Genomic DNA, 18,360 nt, shown 5'->3' with positions numbered 1-18,360 from the left:
AAGAAATTCTAAGAAGTGAATGTCAGAATTTTAAATAAATATCCATATATTTATTTTACCTAAATAAATAGAGTATGTGGAGGTTATTTTTATGGGAAACTTTATTATAGCAGCAGGTCATACTGCAAGTGGAAATGTTGGTTGTGGAGTAGTAGATAGGTTGGATGAAAGTAATTGTACAAGAGAAATATCATCATTAGTTGTATTATATTTAGAGCAGTTAGGACATTATGCAAAGTTACTTAGAATTGATAAAAGCAACACTTATAACTGTCAGGATTGCTATGAAAGAGCTGAAGAAGCTAATGATATAGCACAGAGCATCAATATTGATTTATATGTGGAAATTCATATTAATGCAGGGGGAGGTACTGGGAGTGAAGTACTTACCATAAGTAAATCAGAAGTAGCTAAGAGTGCAGCATATAGAATATCAAAGTCATTATCACAAAAACTTGGAATACCTAACAGAGGAGTAAAGAGTGCTAACTTAATAGTTCTTAAGAAAACAAGTATGCCAGCAATACTTGTAGAATGTTTATTTGCAGATAGCTCGGATGCTGAAAAGTATAATGCAGATCTTATAGCAAGAGCTATAGTAAATGGACTGCTTGGAGAAAACAGTTGTGAGAATAATATATGGAAGCTTGGATGGAATAGGAATAACAAAGGCTGGTGGTTTTGTACTGATGTAGTAAATAAGTGTTACTATACTTCAAAAGATGGGTGGAAGTTAATTGATGGTGACTGGTTTATATTTGATGAGAATGGATATGCACTTCAGAATACTTGGTATCATGATGAGAGTAATGGGAAGGATTATTATCTGGGGGATGATTGTAGGATATGTAAAAGTAAATAATTATACCTAATATATATAGTATTGCATTCTACAATATTATTGTGACATAATATTAATATGAAATAATTTTATTGAAAGTTAAACTTAAGATTAATTTGGTTGTCCAATGATATTAATGTTGTTTATTGGAAAATGAAAGGAATAATATATGTTTGGAATAATGAATTTGGGAAAAGATAATATAGTAAAGAAAAATGTAACTAGAAAGTATAAGAATGCCAGAATAACTATTTTAGATGCAAAATTTAAAAGAGTTGACGGAAAAGATACACTTCTAGATGAAAATCATGTTGATAAGTTGTTTAGTGATATAAATAGAGCATGTGAAGTTAATAGTTCAAGGTATAATCAAAGCCCTAAGAGAATTTTAATATCTGCTGATGATGCTTTAATAGATAAGATGATGAATAAAGAAAATTCAGGTGAACTAAAAGAAACTGTTTTTAAAGATGAATTTATGGATATGTATGAACCACATTATACATTAGATCAGGTTTATTTAGGAGAAGAAGAAAAAAAGCAGATACTAACAGTTTTAAATATAAAAAAACACGAAGAAAAGATGTACAAGGACTGGGGATTTGAAGAAACAGCTATAAAAAATAGATCTGTTGTTTTCAATTTCTTTGGTGAACCTGGAACTGGGAAAAGTATGGCTGCTGAAGCAGTAGGAAAGTATTTAGGTAAGAAAATATATTCAATTAATTATGCAGAACTTGAATCTAAATATGTAGGTCAAACTCCTAAGAATATAAAAAAAGCATTTGAAAAAGCTAGTCAAGATGATGCGGTACTAGTATTTGAAGAAGCAGATTCATTTTTAGGAAAGCGTCTTACAGATATAAGCCAATCTGCTGATTATGGTGTAAATATAACAAGAAGTGTAATGCTATTAGAACTTGAAAAATTTGAAGGAGTAGTTATTTTTACAACAAATCTTCTTAATAATTATGATGAAGCATTTAAGAGAAGAATACTGGCAAGCGTTGAATTCAAAATGCCTAATGAAGCAGGTAGAAAAGCTATATTTGATATTCATATGCCAAAGAAGATGCCATTAGAAGAAGGGGTAAATTCAGAAGTGTTAGCTAAAGAATTTACAGATGTATCAGGTGCTGATATTAAGGATATAATATTTATGGCAGCAGTTACAGCGCTTGAAAGATACGAAAAAGAAAAAAATGAATGTGAAGAAGATTTAGAGAAAGAGGAAGTAGAATTATTCTTACATCCAAATGATGAAGTAGAAGAGTTTGATAGTGAATTAGAAGCAGATGATACTACTTTAGAAGAAAATGAAGATGAAAGTTTAAATGATAAAATAGTAATAGATGCTGAGAAAATAATTGAAGATGATGAAGTGAAAGCAAATGAAGAAGCTGCAGTTGCACTTGAAGAAGTAGTTGAAGAAGAATCAGAAGAAAACAATCTAGAAAAAGATTTAAATCAATTTGTAACATTAGAAGATTTTAAATCTGCATATAGAGATATTAGAAATAGATACAGAAGTAGATAAATTTTAAATATAGTTACGTTAAATCTAGTTTAATTTAAAATATACACTAGAAATAAAATATAAGAGGTACGAAAAGATATGAAAAAACTTATTTCTTGGAATGTTAATGGACTTAGAGCATGCGTGAAAAAGGGATTTTTAGATTTTTTTAATGATGTAAATGCAGATATTTTTTGCGTTCAAGAAACAAAATTGCAAGAAGGACAGATAGAATTAAATTTATCAGGGTATTATGATTACTGGAATTATGCTGAAAAGAAAGGTTATTCAGGAACAGCTGTATTTACTAAAGAGAAACCATTAAGTGTAAAAAGAGGAATTGGAATTAAAGAACATGATACAGAAGGTCGTGTACTTACATTAGAATTTGAAGAATTCTACCTTGTAAATGTATATACTCCTAATTCAAAACAAAAGCTTGAAAGACTGGATTACAGAATGGTATGGGAAGATGTTTTCAGAAGTTATCTTAAAGAACTTGAAAAGAGCAAGCCTGTAATTTTATGTGGTGATTTAAATGTAGCTCATAAAGAAATAGATCTTAAAAATCCTAAAAATAATAGAAAAAATGCAGGATTTACAGATGAGGAAAGAGAAAAGATGACAGAATTATTGGAAGCAGGATTTATTGATACATTTAGATATTTTTATCCTGATACTGAGGGTGTCTATTCTTGGTGGTCATATAGATTTAATGCAAGAGCAAATAATGCAGGATGGAGAATTGATTATTTTTTAGTTAGTGATGGTTTAAAATCTAAGTTAGAAGATGCAAAGATTTATACAGCTATAGAGGGTTCTGATCATTGTCCTGTGGAACTTTCTATAAACATATAGAAAATATAGTTTTATAATGGGTTGTCATATAAGTAAATGTTATTATATGACAGCTCATTTATTATAATAATATATAATGAAATGTTATTATTGAGTTAATAATTTTATGTTTTGGAATAATTGAGTTAAATAAAAATAAATTAAGGATTAAATATGAATATAAGTAATAACAAAAACAAAAACTATTAACATATATTATATGTTAGGAGTGAAAAAACATGAAAATAAAACAATACATAAAATTTATATGCACTTTATTAATATTTCCTTTATTTTTGACTAACAATGCATATGCAGCAAAGAGATATGAGATTCCTGAATCTATAACAATAACTACTGGTAAAACTAAGCTTGGTGAAGTAGAATATGAGAATTATACTATATCAGCAAGAAGGATAAGTACAGGTGATGAAGATGAGGTTGTATATTGCCTTGATATTGAAAAAGGATATCCTTCAGGACAGGTTTTTTATTTAAAAGGAAACACAGAAGCGATTATAGACAATATTTTAGCATCAGGTTATCCAGATAAGACACCACAAGAGTTGAATTTATCAAATGAAGATGACGCTTATTTTGCTACACAAATTGCAATTTGGTGTGAATTAGAAGGATATGATGTAAATAAATTAACTGGAGGTAATGAAAATGTTATTGAAGCCATAAGAACAATATATAATCAAGGAATTGAAGGAGAAAATATTAAGGAAGCGTTAAATAAAGAGTATATTTCATCTAATCAATCAATACAGAGAGTTGTTATTTCATTTGATGTAAAACCAGCTCAAGAAGGATAGATAAATGTTAAAATATAATGAGTAATATCTTTATGTGAATATATATTAGACAGAACTAATTCTAAATATTAAATATATAATTAATATATTCATTCAATAGTATGATATATAGAGGTTTTATATGATGAACTAATGAAATATATAAAAATTAAAGGAATACGGTCATTAATAAAAATTGAATTTATATTGAAAACTATATATAATAAATTTACTATATTAAAATTTTGGAAATTTAAATAATAACGTATTCAAAGAATATAAAAGAATAATGGGGATGAAAGATGAACAAAGCACTTTTGGTGGTTAATGCTCAGGAAGATTTTATTGGGGAGCAGCGGAGCAAAAAGAAATTTAACTATTATGATGTGGATGAATTAATATTAAATATTAATAATAAAATAGAAGAATACAAGTCAGATAATAAGTATGTAGCTTACATTGCACATGTGTTACCAAGTAGTTTTTTTAATAAAAAATTTATTGGGTATGGTATAGTTGGTACTTCAGGTGCTAAAATATGTGAAAATATAAAGATTGTTTGTGATTATTATTTTGAAAAGCAGACTGCAAATGCATTTAAAAATACCAATCTTATTAAATTTATAAGGGAAAAACAAATATCTGAAATAGAAATAGTAGGTATTGATGTTACAGGAAGTATTAATGAAACAGCAAAAGGAGCATTAGATTTAGGTTTAAAAGTATCTATTCCAAATAGCTGTATAGGTAAAACAAATGAAGTAAAGTATTATAAAGTATGCACAAGACTTAAAAACTTTGGAGTAGCATATTTATAAATAAAAAAGACTGTCTCAGAATTTGAGGCAGTCTTTTTGTAAACATTATTGTTATTGCTGAATATTATAAAGTAGAATTAAGGTTTTTATGGAGGCCTATTAGATGAATGCATATCAGCTAATCATGAAACTTCAATTGAAGATGCAGGACCCGGTCTTTGCAAATAAGTTTAATGAAGCAGTTTCAAAACTAAATAGTATACCAGGACTTCAGCAGCAAGTACTTAAGATAGCTCAGATTAATAATGAGAATCAGAGACAGAAAGCACTGGATAAACTTCCAACAGAAGTAAAAAGTACAGTGACAGAAATATTAAATCTCCTTGAGAGCTAAAATATTAATTGTTAAAAACATCTAATATATATGTTAGATGTTTTTTTGTAATTACTACAGTGAGAAATTAAAATCCGCGTTTTTTAGCTTCAATTCCACTTTCATTAATTCCTGGTTCTTCAATGCTTGTGTTTATAGAATTCTTAGCATATTGGTTTTGGGTTTTGCTACCATTTCTTAAGTAATTTTCTTTTGAATAATCTCTTCTATTATTGTTTTGCATATTATATCATCTCCTTAATTTGTAATACAAATATATTATGTGTAAAAATAATAAAATAATTATGTCCAAATAATTACAATTAAATGTGTTGCCACTTTTGGAAATGTGCTTATATAAAATAAAATATCATAATATGCATATAATATTTTATATTATAATGGAAATGTGATATTTTAATATATCCAAAAAAATTAAAGATAAAAGATATTTTTATATTGTTGAAAGAAAATGAGAGCAAAGAATTTTTTGCTTGAAAAAGCATAATGATTGATTATGCAAAGGTAATTCAAATAAATATAGTAGAGAGGTAGAATATGATAGATTTTTTAATTCTTGGAACTGGAGGAGGCATGCCTATGCCTACAAGATTTTTAAGTGCAGGTTTAATAAGCTATAAAGGAAGGAAGATATTGATAGATTGTGGAGAAGGAACACAGGTATCAATGAGAATTTCTAATTGTGGATTTAAAACATTAGATGTAATTTGTATAACTCATGTTCATGGAGATCATATTGTGGGCCTTCCAGGATTACTTGGAACCATTGGTAATAGTGGAAGAACAGAGCCATTAACAATAATAGGACCTGAAGGTATAACAAGAGTTGTAGAAGGGTTAAGAACCATAGCTGAATATCTACCTTATGAAGTAAATATAATTGAAAATCCTAAAGATACTATTGTTCTAAACAACGGTTTTATAAATGGAGAGGTTGAAATTAATACATGTATACTTGAACATTCATCACCATGTATAGGATATAATTTTAATATTAAAAGGACTCCAAAATTTAATGTTGAAAGTGCTATAAAAAATAATGTACCTAAATTACTATGGTCAAGATTGCAGAAGAAGGAAGAAAAAATAGAGTATGAAGGAAAAACATATTATAGAGAAATGATTCTTGGAGAAGAGAGGAAGGGGATAAAGATATCATATATTACCGATTCTAGACCCATTTCATCTATAGCAGACTTTATATATGGCAGCGATTTATTTGTGTGTGAGGGTACATATGGAGATGATGACGATATTGTAAAAGCTGAAAAAAATAAACATATGACATTTAGAGAAGCAGCAGTACTTGCAGAGAGAGGGAATGTGAAAAAACTTCTTTTAACTCATTTTGGTACAGCTATGGGGAATCCAGAAGAATTTATAGAAAATGCTTTAGAAGAATTTAAAAATTCTGAAATAGCCTATGATAGATATGAATTAAACTTAAATTTTACAGAAGAAAATGAATAGTACTTCATAATGTGATTTGTATAGTTAACTAAGTATTTATTTAAAAGATTATATATGGATTTATATGATATAATTTTTAAATAAGACTAAATTATAGATTATAATAAAATAATTATTTTATAAGAAAAAATAAGGTTATAATACATGATTAATATAATAAGATTAATTAAAAAATAATAAATTATATGAGGAGAAACTTAATTATGAAGAAGACAATAGGAGTACTTGCTCATGTGGATGCGGGAAAAACTACAGTTTCAGAAGCAATTTTATATCATACCCAGGCTATAAGAAAGCGTGGAAGAGTAGACCATAAAGATACATTTTTAGATAGTCATAGCATAGAACGAGAAAGAGGAATAACTGTTTTTCAGGATCAAGGAATATTTAAGTTTAATGGTTCTACTTATTATCTTATTGATACTCCAGGACATGTAGATTTTAGTACAGAAATGGAGAGAGCAATAGGTATAATGGATTATGCTGTAATTATAATAAGTGCAGTAGAAGGAGTACAAGGTCATACTAAGACAGTTTGGAATCTTTTAAGAAAATATAAAGTTCCGACTATAATTTTTGTAAATAAAATAGATAGAGAAAATGCTGATACAGACAGAGTTATTAAAGAAATAAGGAAAGAACTTAATGAAAATGCAGTATATGTTCATATTAAAAATGGATTATGTGAAGTAGATAGCGGAAATATCCATGAAAATAATATTGAATTTGATGATAAATTAGTTGAATATATAAGTGAATATGATGATGAACTTTTAGAGAAGTATTTTGAAGGTAATTATGATGAAGATTTATGGAGAAAAAAATTTAAAGAATTAGTAAAAGAAAATAAGATTTTTCCATGCTTTAAAGGAAGTGCACTTCAGGATAAAGGTGTAGTCGAATTCTTATATGGACTGGATGAAATAACTTATACAGATTATAAAGAATCAGATGAAACAAATGAAGAAGACTTTAAAGGATATGTATATAAAATAAGATATGATGAAAATGGAAATAGACTAACATTTATTAAAGTCTTACAAGGTAATATAAAAGTTAAAGATGAGATAACTTATGGTGAAAGTGATGAAAGTAAAATATGCGAAAAAGTAAATTCACTAAGAATATATAATGGAAGTAAATTTACTGTTACAGATAAAGGTGAATGTGGTGAACTTGTGGCACTTACAGGTATCACAAATGCAATTCCAGGAGATATGCTTGGTGAACTTAAAATGAGAAATCAATATGAAATGGTTCCTACATTGGTATCTAAAGTAATATATGATAAGTCTTATAATGTTAAGGATGTTTTGAGGAATTTCAGAATTCTTGAAAGTGAAGATCCAGCATTAAATGTTACATGGAGTGAAGAATTATCAGAAATACATGTACATATTATGGGAAAAATCCAACTTGAAGTTCTTAAAGAAATAGTTAAAGAAAGATTTAACATGGATGTGGAATTTGGACCGTGTGAAATTCTTTATAAAGAGACTATAACTGAACCTACATTTGGATATGGGCATTTTGAACCACTTAGACATTATGCAGAGGTACATCTGATGATTGAACCTGGAAAGAGGAATAGTGGAATAACATTCGAAAATAAATGTCATGTAGACAATCTTGCACCAGGGTATCAAAATCTAGTTAAAACTCATATTTTTGAAAGAGAGCATAATGGTCTTATTACAGGGTCAAGCTTGACTGATGTAAGGATAACTCTTTTAAATGGAAGGGCCCATCTTAAACATACATGTGGAGGAGATTTTAGAGAAGCTACATTTAGAGCTTTAAGACAAGGCCTTGAGAAAGCGAATAATATTTTATTAGAACCATATTATAAATTTGAGATTAATGTTACAGAAGAGCATATAGGAAGAGTGCTTAGTGATATTCAGAAGCTTTCTGGGACTTTTGAAACTCCTGAGAATGAAAATGGAAGTGTCAAAATAAAAGGAAGAGGTCCAGTTTCAACATTTATGGATTATTCAATGGAAGTTATAGCATTTACTAAAGGAAAAGGGTCTATATCTTTCATTTATGATGGATATGATTTATGTCATAATACTGAGGAAGTGATAGAGAAGAGAAATTATAATAAGGATTCAGATATTATGTATACTTCAAATTCAGTATTTTGTTCTCATGGAAAAGGATATATTGTAAAGTGGCAGGATGCAGATGAAGCAATGCATGCGGAAAAAATTCTTTAAAATAAATAAGAACTAATATCTTTTGTAATATTAGTTCTTATTTAAATATATAATTAAAATCTAATACTAAAAAAATCACAGTAAAGAAAGATGCTAAAATTAAAAAAGTAGAATTTATATTTACTTAAAAAGTTTAAACTTTAGCGGCAGCTATGATTTACAAGAGTATTATAATTATTGTATTCATAGTTTATGTCCATATTTTGGGTATATAATAAAGGTGGTTTGTCAGAGTTTAGGGAAGCAAATTTTATTAAGGAAGAATAGTAGTTATTTGCTTCTATTGATATTCCGTAATTATCATTATTCTTAAGCCAACTTTCAACTATTGAAGTTATATTTATTTTTATATATTTACCTACGTTGCTAGGGTCTATGGTAAAGTGGATAGGATAATCGCTACAAGGCGAAGAATTCCAGGTTACATTTGAATTGTTAAATGGTTCAAGGTTTTTGTAAATTGATAGAATACTATTGCTATAATAGCTTGTATCCGAATTGATATCTTTTACATAAAGACATAAGTATATATTTGAAAGGTCATGAGAATTTAAGTCTTTTAAATCAAAGTTAATTAAAGATTTGAACATAACTGAACTACATGCAGACTTATGAAAACTACCAGCAAAAATGTTTCTGTTTTCACAGAAGTTTTGATTGGCATGGCCACTATCTACATAAGTAGTACTTAATGGTTTGATTTTAATAATAGAACTCAATAGAATCAACTTCCTTTCTTTGTTGAAAATCAAATATTAAATTACTTCCTTAATCTAAATATATATTTAAATATAAATAATATTACTGTAAAATTAAGGATAAATGAAAATTTTTAAATATATTTATAATAACAAATATATTTAGTGAATAAGGATAGGAATTTAATTGTTATATAATCTGATTAAGGAGATACAATATAGAAAATTAGGAGAAAAATATGATATATAAAACAGAATATGCAGGAACTGTAATAAAATATACTATTGAAAAGCGAAAAAGAAAAACAATATCTATACAAATAGATACTAATGGAGACGTAAAAGTAGTAGCACCTATTAATGTAAACGAACAGTATATTTCTGATATTGTTTTAAAAAAAGGAAAATGGATTTTGGAAACAAGAGAAAAAGTAATTAAGAAAATGAATGAAAAAGTGATTCGCGAAATAAAAGATGGAAGTACATTTTTATTTTTAGGCAAGGAATATCCTCTTCAATTGATTTATGATTATTCGTTGAAACATATGAAAGTGAGTTTTAATGAGAGTGAAGGAAAGTTTGTTATAAAAGCAAATACAGAGGATAAAGAAAAAATAAAAAAAGAATTGGAAAAATGGTATAGGTCAAAGACTATGGAAATAGTACTCAAAAAAATAAAAAAACATGAGAATAAATTTAAGGATAAGGTAACAGAAGTGAAAGTAAAAGAGCAGAAGAGGAGATGGGCTAGCTGTACATATAAAAATGCAATTCTTTTTAATTGGAGATGTTCTATGGCTAGAGAAGATGTAGTAGAATACATAGTTGTTCATGAAATGTGTCACTTTGACTATAAAAATCATTCAAAAGACTTTTGGAACAGAGTGGCTGAAATAATGCCTGATTATAGAGAAAAACATGAATACCTTAGAAAAAATGGTATGAATTTTTACATATAATCTTTAAAAATGGAGAATAATAAATAATGCAAAAGGAGTGTTATAGCATTCCTATATAATATATGGTTTCTTCTAAAGTTATTAAAACTAATCTAAGTGTTTTTTATGTAAAAAAAATCCAATATATTTTCATATATTGGATAAATTTTATATTTTATAATAGGGCATTTATTTTTGTATTATTTGATTTTTTTATATTCTTTAATGCAAAGAAACAATATATAAGCGCTATTATATAAAATATTAATTCAAATTCTGGAATGTATAAACCAGATATTGTAGATAATGATTCTAATAATAAAGGCATTGTCATAGCATAAAGACTTATTGTGCATGCATTTTTATATGTTAAATTTATATTTAAATTTTTACTAAATATAATAGTTAAAGGTCCTAAGATAAAAAATGCGGCACACAGACTACTTAAAAATGATACTATTGGATAACTAATATACATACTAATATCAAAAATTTCATTTAATAGATGAAATGATGATAAAATTGTAGCTTTATCAATTGTAATATCATTTGAATTTACTATATCTGTATTGAATAAATCTTTTAATTTTTTTGTAGTAATATCATTATCTCCAGTTTTTATAGTAACAGAATCCGAATCTACATATGTACCTTTTGAATAAGAATCTAAAGCTGAAGCATCAGTTTTACCACTTGTATCAACAATAAGATTTCCATTAATTAATGTATCATTTATAAAAACTGAAAGAATAGGTGAGTCACCAGTATATTTGTAATAAATAGGACCATCATAATCCATAGTAAGTTTTCCATCTTTATATTCAAAGTCTGGCGATTCTTTATTGAATTTATTTTCTATTCTAGATATATCATCATTAAATTGAGAAACAGTTCTTATATTGCTCAAAGTTGAAAAAGCTATAGTCACAAGAAAAATATAAAAAATAGCTTTTCCTAATCCTTGTATTAAAAATTCTTTATAAGCAGAAAAGTCATAAAAGCTATATGCAAATTTATGTACAATTCCCATTCTTTTCTTCAAAGAAAGACCTCCTTAAATGCATGTATTTTTTATTCAAATCTTAGGTCTAATTATATCACATAAAAATAAATTATGAAAATGGAATATATTTTTTTGTTGATATACGAGTAAAATTATGATATTATGTAAAAGAATTAAATATTGGACAGTTCATTTAGACCATCCTGTCTTTAAATAAAACTAGGCTATTTAATTATTTAATATATTAATATTTGTAAGTTGTAGTTTGTTTTATAAGGTGTCTTATTAAAAACAAACTTTTTTTATTAACAAAATTATTAATAAATGAAATTAATTATATTTTAAATTATAGGAGCTTCTAGCTTTAAATTAATTGGGTCTATATTAGTTAATTTAAAGTTAGAAGTTTTTTGTTTATTAGAAATAGACAAGGATAAAATGTTAATTTATGACTGTTATCTAAAAAGGAAGGACGTAGAATATGTTTAAATTAAAAAGCGAAGTACAATTTGATACAGCACATTATTTAAGTGGATATGAAGGAAAATGCTCTAATATACATGGGCATAGATATAGACTTATAGCAACAATAGGAAGCAAGGAATTACATAAAGATGGTCAGACTAGAGGAATGGTTGATGACTTCGGCAATTTTAAAAAAGCATTAAAGGTAATAGAGGATGCCTTTGATCACAAGCTTGTTATTGAAAATAATGAAGATGGAAGAAAAGTATATGAAAAGCTTAAAGAACTTCCAAATGATTTTGATATGGTATTAGTAGATTATAGAGTTACTGCTGAGGAGATGTCACGTGATATATTCAATAGACTTAAGAACATGGGACTTCCAGTAATTGAAGTGGAATTATTTGAAACTCCAAATAACAGTTGCATTTACACTGAAGATTAGAAAAGATATCTAAAGAATGGTTTATATTAAAGCAAAAATAATATTTAGATTGGAAGAAAACAGATGTTTAATATTATAGAAAAGTTTTTATCAATAGATGGAGAAGGGCCAACAGCTGGTGAACTTGCTACTTTTATTAGATTTCAAGGGTGCAATTTAAGATGTTCATGGTGTGATACAAAGTATTCATGGTCAAAGAATGATATTACAGAAAAGCTAAGTAGTGATGAAATTTATAATTATATAAAGAGTAATAGAGTTTCTAATGTTACATTAACTGGTGGTGAACCATTAATACAGGAAAATATAGAAGAATTATTGGAGATTTTAAGCAATGATGATGAACTTACAGTTCATATAGAAACAAATGGTGCTATAAATATAAGTAATTTTAAAGAAGCTATTAAAGGTGATAATATAAGTTATATAGTTGATTTTAAGCTTCCTTCAAGCAATATGACTGAAAAGATGGATATGGAAAATCTTAATTTGGTTTCAAAAAATGATGTATATAAATTCGTAGTTGGAAGCAAGGAAGATTTACAGAAGGCTTATGAAATAATAACTGAGTATGACTTGACTTCTAAATGTTTAGTTTATTTAAGTCCTGTATTTGGGAGTATCGATATGGAGTATATTGTTGAGTTTATGAAAGAAAAGAATATGAATAAGGTAAGGCTTCAAGTACAGCTTCATAAAATAATCTGGGACAAGGATAAAAAAGGCGTTTAAAATACGTACTATAAAATGAGGTGTTACTATGGAAGAGTTGAAGAAAAAAATAGATACTGAAACTATACAAAGATGTATAAGAGAAATCCTTGTAGCCTTAGGAGATGATCCAGAACGTGAGGGACTTAAGGATACTCCAAAGAGAGTTGCAAAGATGTATGAAGAAGTATTTGAAGGAATGAATTATACAAATAGAGAAATAGCAGATATGTTTAATACTACATTTGAAGATGAAGATTCATTTACAAAGGATAATAAGAATCTTGTTGTAGTCAGGGATATAGAGATACATAGCTACTGTGAGCATCATATGGCTCTTATGTATAATATGAAGGTTAATGTAGTATATAGGCCAAATAAAAAGATAATAGGATTAAGCAAAATAGCAAGAATTGCGGATATGGTAGGAAAGAGACTTCAGCTTCAGGAGCGTATAGGTAGTGATATTGCAGAAATATTAAGTATTGTTACTGAAAGTGAAGATATTGGAGTAGTAATAAGTGGTGAACATAGCTGTATGACAGCAAGGGGAATAAAGAAGACAGGAACAAAAACTTATACCACTACATTTACAGGTATATTTAAAGAGGACAATGCATTAAGACAGGAAGCAATTTTATTAATAAATAATTAATGCAAATATATATACGTATATATATATTTGTTAATTAATAAATTTCGAAGGGAGATTTATAAATGAGCAAAATAAAAGAAAAAGCAGTAGTAGTTTTTTCAGGAGGTCAGGATTCAACAACATGCTTATTCTGGGCACTTGAAAAGTTTGAAGAGGTTATAGCAGTGACATTTAATTATAATCAAAGACATAAGCAGGAAATAGAATGTGCTAAAGCTATAGCTGAAGAATTAGGTGTTGAACATCATATTTTAGATATGGAGCTTTTAAATCAGCTTGCACCTAATGCTCTTACAAGAGATGATATTCAAATAGAAATGGGCGAAAACGGAGCACCTCCATCAACATTTGTTGAAGGAAGAAATATGCTTTTCTTAACTTTTGCTGGAGTACTTGCAAAGGTAAAAGGAGCAAAACATATAGTAACAGGAGTATGTGAAACAGACTTCAGCGGATATCCAGACTGTAGAGATATATTTATAAAATCTTTAAATGTAACTTTAAATCTTGCAATGGATAATACTTTTGTAATAGATACTCCTTTAATGTGGATAGATAAAGCTGAAACTTGGGAAATGGCAGATAGATTTGGAAGATTAGATTATGTAAGAAATAAGACTCTTACATGCTATAACGGAATAATAGGAGATGGATGTGGAGAATGTCCAGCATGCAAATTAAGAAAAAGAGGTTTAGAGAAATATTTAAAATCTAAAGAAAATAAATAAGAAGTAGAGTATAGAAAACTTTTAACTATAGGATAGTTTTACAAAAGAAAAGGTATATGAATTATAAATGTGATCTTGATAAAGTAAGTAGAAATATATATTTAAGTGAAAAATAAATTTAATAAAAGAATCTTATTAGATAAATGAAAAATAAGAGTGAAATTAGAACTTTAATGAAGAAATGGAGATAAAGTAATGAGTGAAAGCGGAAGAAAATCAAAAGAATTAGAAGGAATAACATTGTTAGGTAATCAAGGTACAAAATATGATTATGGATATAATCCAGAAGTACTTGAAACATTTGAAAATAAACATCCAGATAACGACTATTTTGTAAAATTCAACTGTCCTGAATTTACAAGCTTATGTCCAATAACAGGTCAGCCAGATTTTGCAACAATATATATAAGCTATATACCAAATATAAAAATGGTAGAAAGTAAATCTCTTAAGCTTTACCTATTCAGCTTTAGAAATCATGGGGATTTCCATGAAGACTGCATGAATATAATAATGAAGGATTTAATAAAGCTTATGGATCCTAAATACATAGAAGTATGGGGTAAGTTTACTCCAAGAGGAGGCATAAGCATAGATCCATATTGTAATTATGGAATGAAGGGAACTAAGTTTGAAGAAATGGCAAACTACAGAATGATGAATCATGATATGTATCCAGAAAAAGTTGATAATAGATAATTTTATATGAGTTATAAAAAGTCAGAATGTGAATATATTTATTAGTGAAGATACTTATATTTACTCCCTAATACCCGTACTAATTATTTAGTACGGGTATTTATGTTGAAATAAATTATCAATTGAAAATAATTCTGATAAACTTATATTATTATAAATAGGCACCAAATAATATGTTCTGAATATAATATTTTTAAAAGTATATATTCAATTGAGAATAAGGGGATGATTTAAATGAGTGATGAACGATTAATGATAGGTATTAAAGTAAGCAGAAATACTATTATAGGAAATCTAGTACTTGGAATAGGTAAGATTATCTGTGGCATAATAGCTTCAAGTACAGCTGTTATTGCAGATGGAATGCATTCAATGTCAGATGTTTTTACAACTATAGGAGTAATTGTAGGTCTTAAGCTTTCAAGTAAGGAAGCTGATGCAGGACATCCTTATGGACATGAGAAAATTGAAAATATATCATCATTATTTTTATCTATAATACTTTTTTTAGTAGCAGTAGGCATAGGATATTCTGGGGTCAAGAACATAATTATAAATAATTATACTATTCCTGGAGTCTTAGCAATTTTTGCATCAGTTGTTTCAATATTAGCAAAAGAATGGATGTATTTTTATACTATAAAATATGCAAAAAAGTATAACAGTCAGTCATTAAAGGCAGATGCATGGCATCATAGATCAGACTCATTATCTTCAATAGGGGCTTTGATTGGAATTATTGGTGCAAGAATGGGGTATCCAATACTTGATCCATTAGTTGCAGTTATAATATGCATAATAATAATAAAGGTATCATATGAAATATGCAGGCAGAGCATAGTACAGCTTATAGATACCTCAGCAAGTGATGAAACTGTTAAGGATATTTACGATAAAATACTTAGTATTAATGGAGTCATAAAAGTAGACTGTTTAAAGACACGCCAGCATTCGAGCAGACTTTATGTAGATGTTGATATTTCAGTAAATCCTGATGTTACTGTAAAAGAAGGACATGATATAGCGGCAAAAGTTCACAGTGAAATAGAAAAAAATACAGATGTAAAGCACTGTATGGTCCATGTAAATCCCTATAATTTAAATAAAAAGGATATAGATTGATTATATATAAACCTGAGCAGCAAAATTAATTTGTAGCTTAGGTTTTTCTAGTGTGAAGTTGAATATACTATTTAAAATTTATATAATAAAATTATAAACTTTCAATTAAAAAGTGGGGGATTAATATGGTATTTCCAACGCATATAGTTGCAGCAGGAGCACTTGTTACTAATGATAATGATGAGGTACTTTTAGTTAAAAATCCACATAGGGGATGGGAGTTCCCAGGAGGGCAAGTAGAGAATGGTGAAGACTTAATTGAAGGAGTTACAAGAGAGGTATTAGAAGAATCTGGCATTGAGATTAAAGTTATATGTCTTGCAGGAGTATATTCCAACACTAAATCATATATGGGATGGGACAATAAGACTTTTGTTCCAACTAAGGTTATATTTGATTTTATAGGAAAGGCATGTGGAGGAAATCTTAGATGTAGTGATGAAAGTACTGATGTAAGATGGTTTCCTAAGGAAAAAGTATTAGAAACTATAAGAGAACCTTGGTTTGTAGATAGAGCAAGACATATGTTGGAATTTAATGGACAAGTTAAATATAGAGTATATTCCACAAGGCCTTATGAAATATATAAGGAAAGATATATATGATGATAAAAGTCATATTATTAGAAATAAATAGTGGGATATAAAAATAAATTGCCGAAATTTATATTTGGTACCACAATTACGTATTTTAGTTGTATTATTGTATGAAAGAATTATTTTATATAATTAAAAGAAGCACTAATAAACATATTAAGTATAGATTAGGAGAGTTTAAGATGAAAAAAAGAAAAATAGCTCTTGGGCTGGCTTTAATATTAGGAACTTCAATGTTTTCAGGAGTTAAAGCTTACTCTGCTGTATTTAGTGGATGGGAAAAAACTAGTGACCATTGGAGTTATTATAGAAATGGAAGTCTATGTACTGGATGGGTTAATGAGAGTGGTAAATGGTATTATCTAAATTCAGATGTATCATTGGCATCTAATATGTCTGTAAATGGATACTATATAGATAGAGATGGAATTTGGGATAAGACAGGAGATAACAGGGTCGTAATATCAACAGATAAGGCAGAATATAATGGGGACGATAATAATATTTCTGTAAAGATTATAAACAATACAGATCAAAAGATACAATACACGGATGATTTTTCGATTTTTGACAATAACTTAAATGAGTTAAAACAAGAAAAGGATTTCATAAGTGGTGATATGGAAGAAGAATTTGAATTAGGACCATATTCATCAAACGCAATTATAATAAATATTTCCCATTTAAATAAGGGGTTATCCTCTGGGTCTTATAAAATAGGAATTAAAATCAACGGAGAATATGCATATGGTGATTTTAAGATAACAGGACAAAATAACACTATTTGTGAATTAGAGCAAAATACTAAAATACAGACTTCTAAGAATAAGTATAGTCTTAATGAAGTTAAAGAGATTCCTTTTGTCATAAGTAATAATTCTAATGAAGAGATGAGCTTTACTGAAGGATATTGGATAGAAAAGTATGTTGATTCTGATTATAAGCCTGTAAGAATGAAAAATACTGATATTTCAAAAGTTAATTATAAGCTTATGCCAGGAGAAAGCTGGAAAGGATTAATCAAAATAAGCGATATTAGTGAAAAACTTCAAGAAGGGAAATATCGAATAGGTAAAAATATAGACGGTAATACTGTGTATGGATACTTTAGACTATCGAAGTAATAATTATGTTTAGGTGCTTTAAAATATTTAAGATTATATAATTTAAGTATTCAATGGGATGTGTTTGAACTATAATTATATGCTCAAAAAAAATAAAATTAACATAAAAAGCCTTATGTATGAAAAATACAGGGGTTTTTTTGCTTTGCTTATAATTAGGATGAAACATTTAAGAATAAAGTTAATTAATGCAGATAATAATAACATTTATGGAAGGCTTTTAACTGTTAAAAATAATCTATAAAAATATATAAAAATATATTTCTGTTTATGATATAATCTTATTGAGGTGATAAGTTGTGAAATATTACTCAATAGGAGAATTTGCAAACAGAATAGGAAAG

Annotated in this window: 20 protein-coding genes; 17 read left to right on the top strand and 3 right to left on the bottom strand. The window is 27.7% G+C overall.

The window, feature by feature from the left end:
* Positions 1 to 91: 91 nt before the first annotated feature.
* From HF850_RS09915 to HF850_RS09890, 6 genes are all read left to right on the top strand, one after another.
* The gene (locus HF850_RS09915) at positions 92 to 862 is read left to right on the top strand and encodes an N-acetylmuramoyl-L-alanine amidase (RefSeq protein ID WP_169105281.1); all 771 of its coding nucleotides are present in this window, start codon (positions 92 to 94) and stop codon (positions 860 to 862) included.
* 148 nt (positions 863 to 1,010) lie between these two features.
* A complete protein-coding gene (locus HF850_RS09910) occupies positions 1,011 to 2,378 on the top strand; it encodes an ATP-binding protein (RefSeq protein ID WP_169105280.1) in 1,368 nt (455 codons plus the stop codon).
* A gap of 78 nt (positions 2,379 to 2,456) precedes the next feature.
* Positions 2,457 to 3,215 carry an exodeoxyribonuclease III gene (locus tag HF850_RS09905; RefSeq protein WP_169105279.1) on the top strand — a complete coding sequence of 253 codons (759 nt, stop codon included), beginning with the start codon at positions 2,457 to 2,459 and terminating at the stop codon, positions 3,213 to 3,215.
* A 218-nt stretch (positions 3,216 to 3,433) separates the two neighbouring features.
* Entirely contained in the window at positions 3,434 to 4,012 is a 579-nt protein-coding gene (locus tag HF850_RS09900) for a thioester domain-containing protein (protein ID WP_169105278.1), read from the top strand.
* Positions 4,013 to 4,293: 281 nt separating this feature from the next.
* A complete protein-coding gene (locus tag HF850_RS09895; protein ID WP_169105277.1) occupies positions 4,294 to 4,809 on the top strand; it encodes an isochorismatase family cysteine hydrolase in 516 nt (171 codons plus the stop codon).
* Between the two features lie 103 nt (positions 4,810 to 4,912).
* Positions 4,913 to 5,143 carry a hypothetical protein gene (locus tag HF850_RS09890; RefSeq protein ID WP_169105276.1) on the top strand — a complete coding sequence of 77 codons (231 nt, stop codon included), beginning with the start codon at positions 4,913 to 4,915 and terminating at the stop codon, positions 5,141 to 5,143.
* Between the two features lie 67 nt (positions 5,144 to 5,210).
* Here HF850_RS09890 and HF850_RS09885 read toward each other — a convergent pair whose 3' ends face one another.
* The gene (locus HF850_RS09885) at positions 5,211 to 5,366 is read right to left on the bottom strand and encodes a hypothetical protein (protein ID WP_169105275.1); all 156 of its coding nucleotides are present in this window, start codon (positions 5,364 to 5,366) and stop codon (positions 5,211 to 5,213) included.
* Positions 5,367 to 5,680: 314 nt separating this feature from the next.
* On the opposite strand from HF850_RS09885, the gene HF850_RS09880 reads away from it, so the two are divergent.
* Both HF850_RS09880 and HF850_RS09875 read left to right on the top strand, forming a co-directional pair.
* Entirely contained in the window at positions 5,681 to 6,613 is a 933-nt protein-coding gene (locus tag HF850_RS09880; RefSeq protein WP_169105274.1) for a ribonuclease Z, read from the top strand.
* Between the two features lie 203 nt (positions 6,614 to 6,816).
* On the top strand, positions 6,817 to 8,832 hold the full coding sequence (locus HF850_RS09875; protein ID WP_169105273.1) for a TetM/TetW/TetO/TetS family tetracycline resistance ribosomal protection protein: 2,016 nt from the start codon (positions 6,817 to 6,819) through the stop codon (positions 8,830 to 8,832).
* A gap of 140 nt (positions 8,833 to 8,972) precedes the next feature.
* Here HF850_RS09875 and HF850_RS09870 read toward each other — a convergent pair whose 3' ends face one another.
* Positions 8,973 to 9,551, bottom strand: a complete 579-nt coding sequence (locus HF850_RS09870; protein ID WP_169105272.1) for a DNRLRE domain-containing protein — start codon at positions 9,549 to 9,551, stop codon at positions 8,973 to 8,975.
* Positions 9,552 to 9,769: 218 nt separating this feature from the next.
* Between HF850_RS09870 and HF850_RS09865 the strand changes: the two genes are divergently transcribed.
* A complete protein-coding gene (locus HF850_RS09865; RefSeq protein ID WP_169105271.1) occupies positions 9,770 to 10,489 on the top strand; it encodes a SprT family zinc-dependent metalloprotease in 720 nt (239 codons plus the stop codon).
* 154 nt (positions 10,490 to 10,643) lie between these two features.
* On the opposite strand, the gene HF850_RS09860 is transcribed toward HF850_RS09865, so the two are convergent.
* Entirely contained in the window at positions 10,644 to 11,510 is an 867-nt protein-coding gene (locus tag HF850_RS09860) for a DUF1189 domain-containing protein (protein ID WP_169105270.1), read from the bottom strand.
* 442 nt (positions 11,511 to 11,952) lie between these two features.
* On the opposite strand from HF850_RS09860, the gene HF850_RS09855 reads away from it, so the two are divergent.
* The 8 genes from HF850_RS09855 to HF850_RS09820 all read left to right on the top strand — a co-directional run bounded on the left by HF850_RS09855 (position 11,953) and on the right by HF850_RS09820 (position 18,016).
* Positions 11,953 to 12,381 carry a 6-carboxytetrahydropterin synthase gene (locus tag HF850_RS09855; RefSeq protein ID WP_169105269.1) on the top strand — a complete coding sequence of 143 codons (429 nt, stop codon included), beginning with the start codon at positions 11,953 to 11,955 and terminating at the stop codon, positions 12,379 to 12,381.
* A gap of 63 nt (positions 12,382 to 12,444) precedes the next feature.
* Entirely contained in the window at positions 12,445 to 13,113 is a 669-nt protein-coding gene (queE, locus tag HF850_RS09850; RefSeq protein WP_169105268.1) for a putative 7-carboxy-7-deazaguanine synthase QueE, read from the top strand.
* Positions 13,114 to 13,141: 28 nt separating this feature from the next.
* Positions 13,142 to 13,747, top strand: coding sequence for a GTP cyclohydrolase I FolE (gene folE, locus HF850_RS09845; protein WP_206151643.1), 606 nt, complete (start codon positions 13,142 to 13,144; stop codon positions 13,745 to 13,747).
* 71 nt (positions 13,748 to 13,818) lie between these two features.
* Positions 13,819 to 14,475 (top strand): 7-cyano-7-deazaguanine synthase QueC, encoded by a 657-nt coding sequence (gene queC, locus HF850_RS09840; RefSeq protein WP_169105297.1) that lies wholly within the window; start codon positions 13,819 to 13,821, stop codon positions 14,473 to 14,475.
* Positions 14,476 to 14,670: 195 nt separating this feature from the next.
* Positions 14,671 to 15,174: a preQ(1) synthase gene (gene queF, locus HF850_RS09835; RefSeq protein WP_169105267.1), complete on the top strand. Its 504-nt coding sequence runs from the start codon at positions 14,671 to 14,673 to the stop codon at positions 15,172 to 15,174.
* 234 nt (positions 15,175 to 15,408) lie between these two features.
* Positions 15,409 to 16,296, top strand: a complete 888-nt coding sequence (locus tag HF850_RS09830) for a cation diffusion facilitator family transporter (RefSeq protein ID WP_169105266.1) — start codon at positions 15,409 to 15,411, stop codon at positions 16,294 to 16,296.
* Between the two features lie 125 nt (positions 16,297 to 16,421).
* On the top strand, positions 16,422 to 16,901 hold the full coding sequence (locus tag HF850_RS09825; protein ID WP_169105265.1) for an NUDIX hydrolase: 480 nt from the start codon (positions 16,422 to 16,424) through the stop codon (positions 16,899 to 16,901).
* A 173-nt stretch (positions 16,902 to 17,074) separates the two neighbouring features.
* The gene (locus HF850_RS09820; protein WP_169105264.1) at positions 17,075 to 18,016 is read left to right on the top strand and encodes an immunoglobulin-like domain-containing protein; all 942 of its coding nucleotides are present in this window, start codon (positions 17,075 to 17,077) and stop codon (positions 18,014 to 18,016) included.
* Positions 18,017 to 18,360: the final 344 nt, after the last annotated feature.

The sequence above is a fragment of the Clostridium sp. SM-530-WT-3G genome (genome assembly GCF_012843905.1).
Taxonomy (GTDB): domain Bacteria; phylum Bacillota; class Clostridia; order Clostridiales; family Clostridiaceae; genus Clostridium.
Note: the sequence above shows the minus strand (reverse complement) of the source record. Positions and strands in the feature narration are given on the sequence as shown.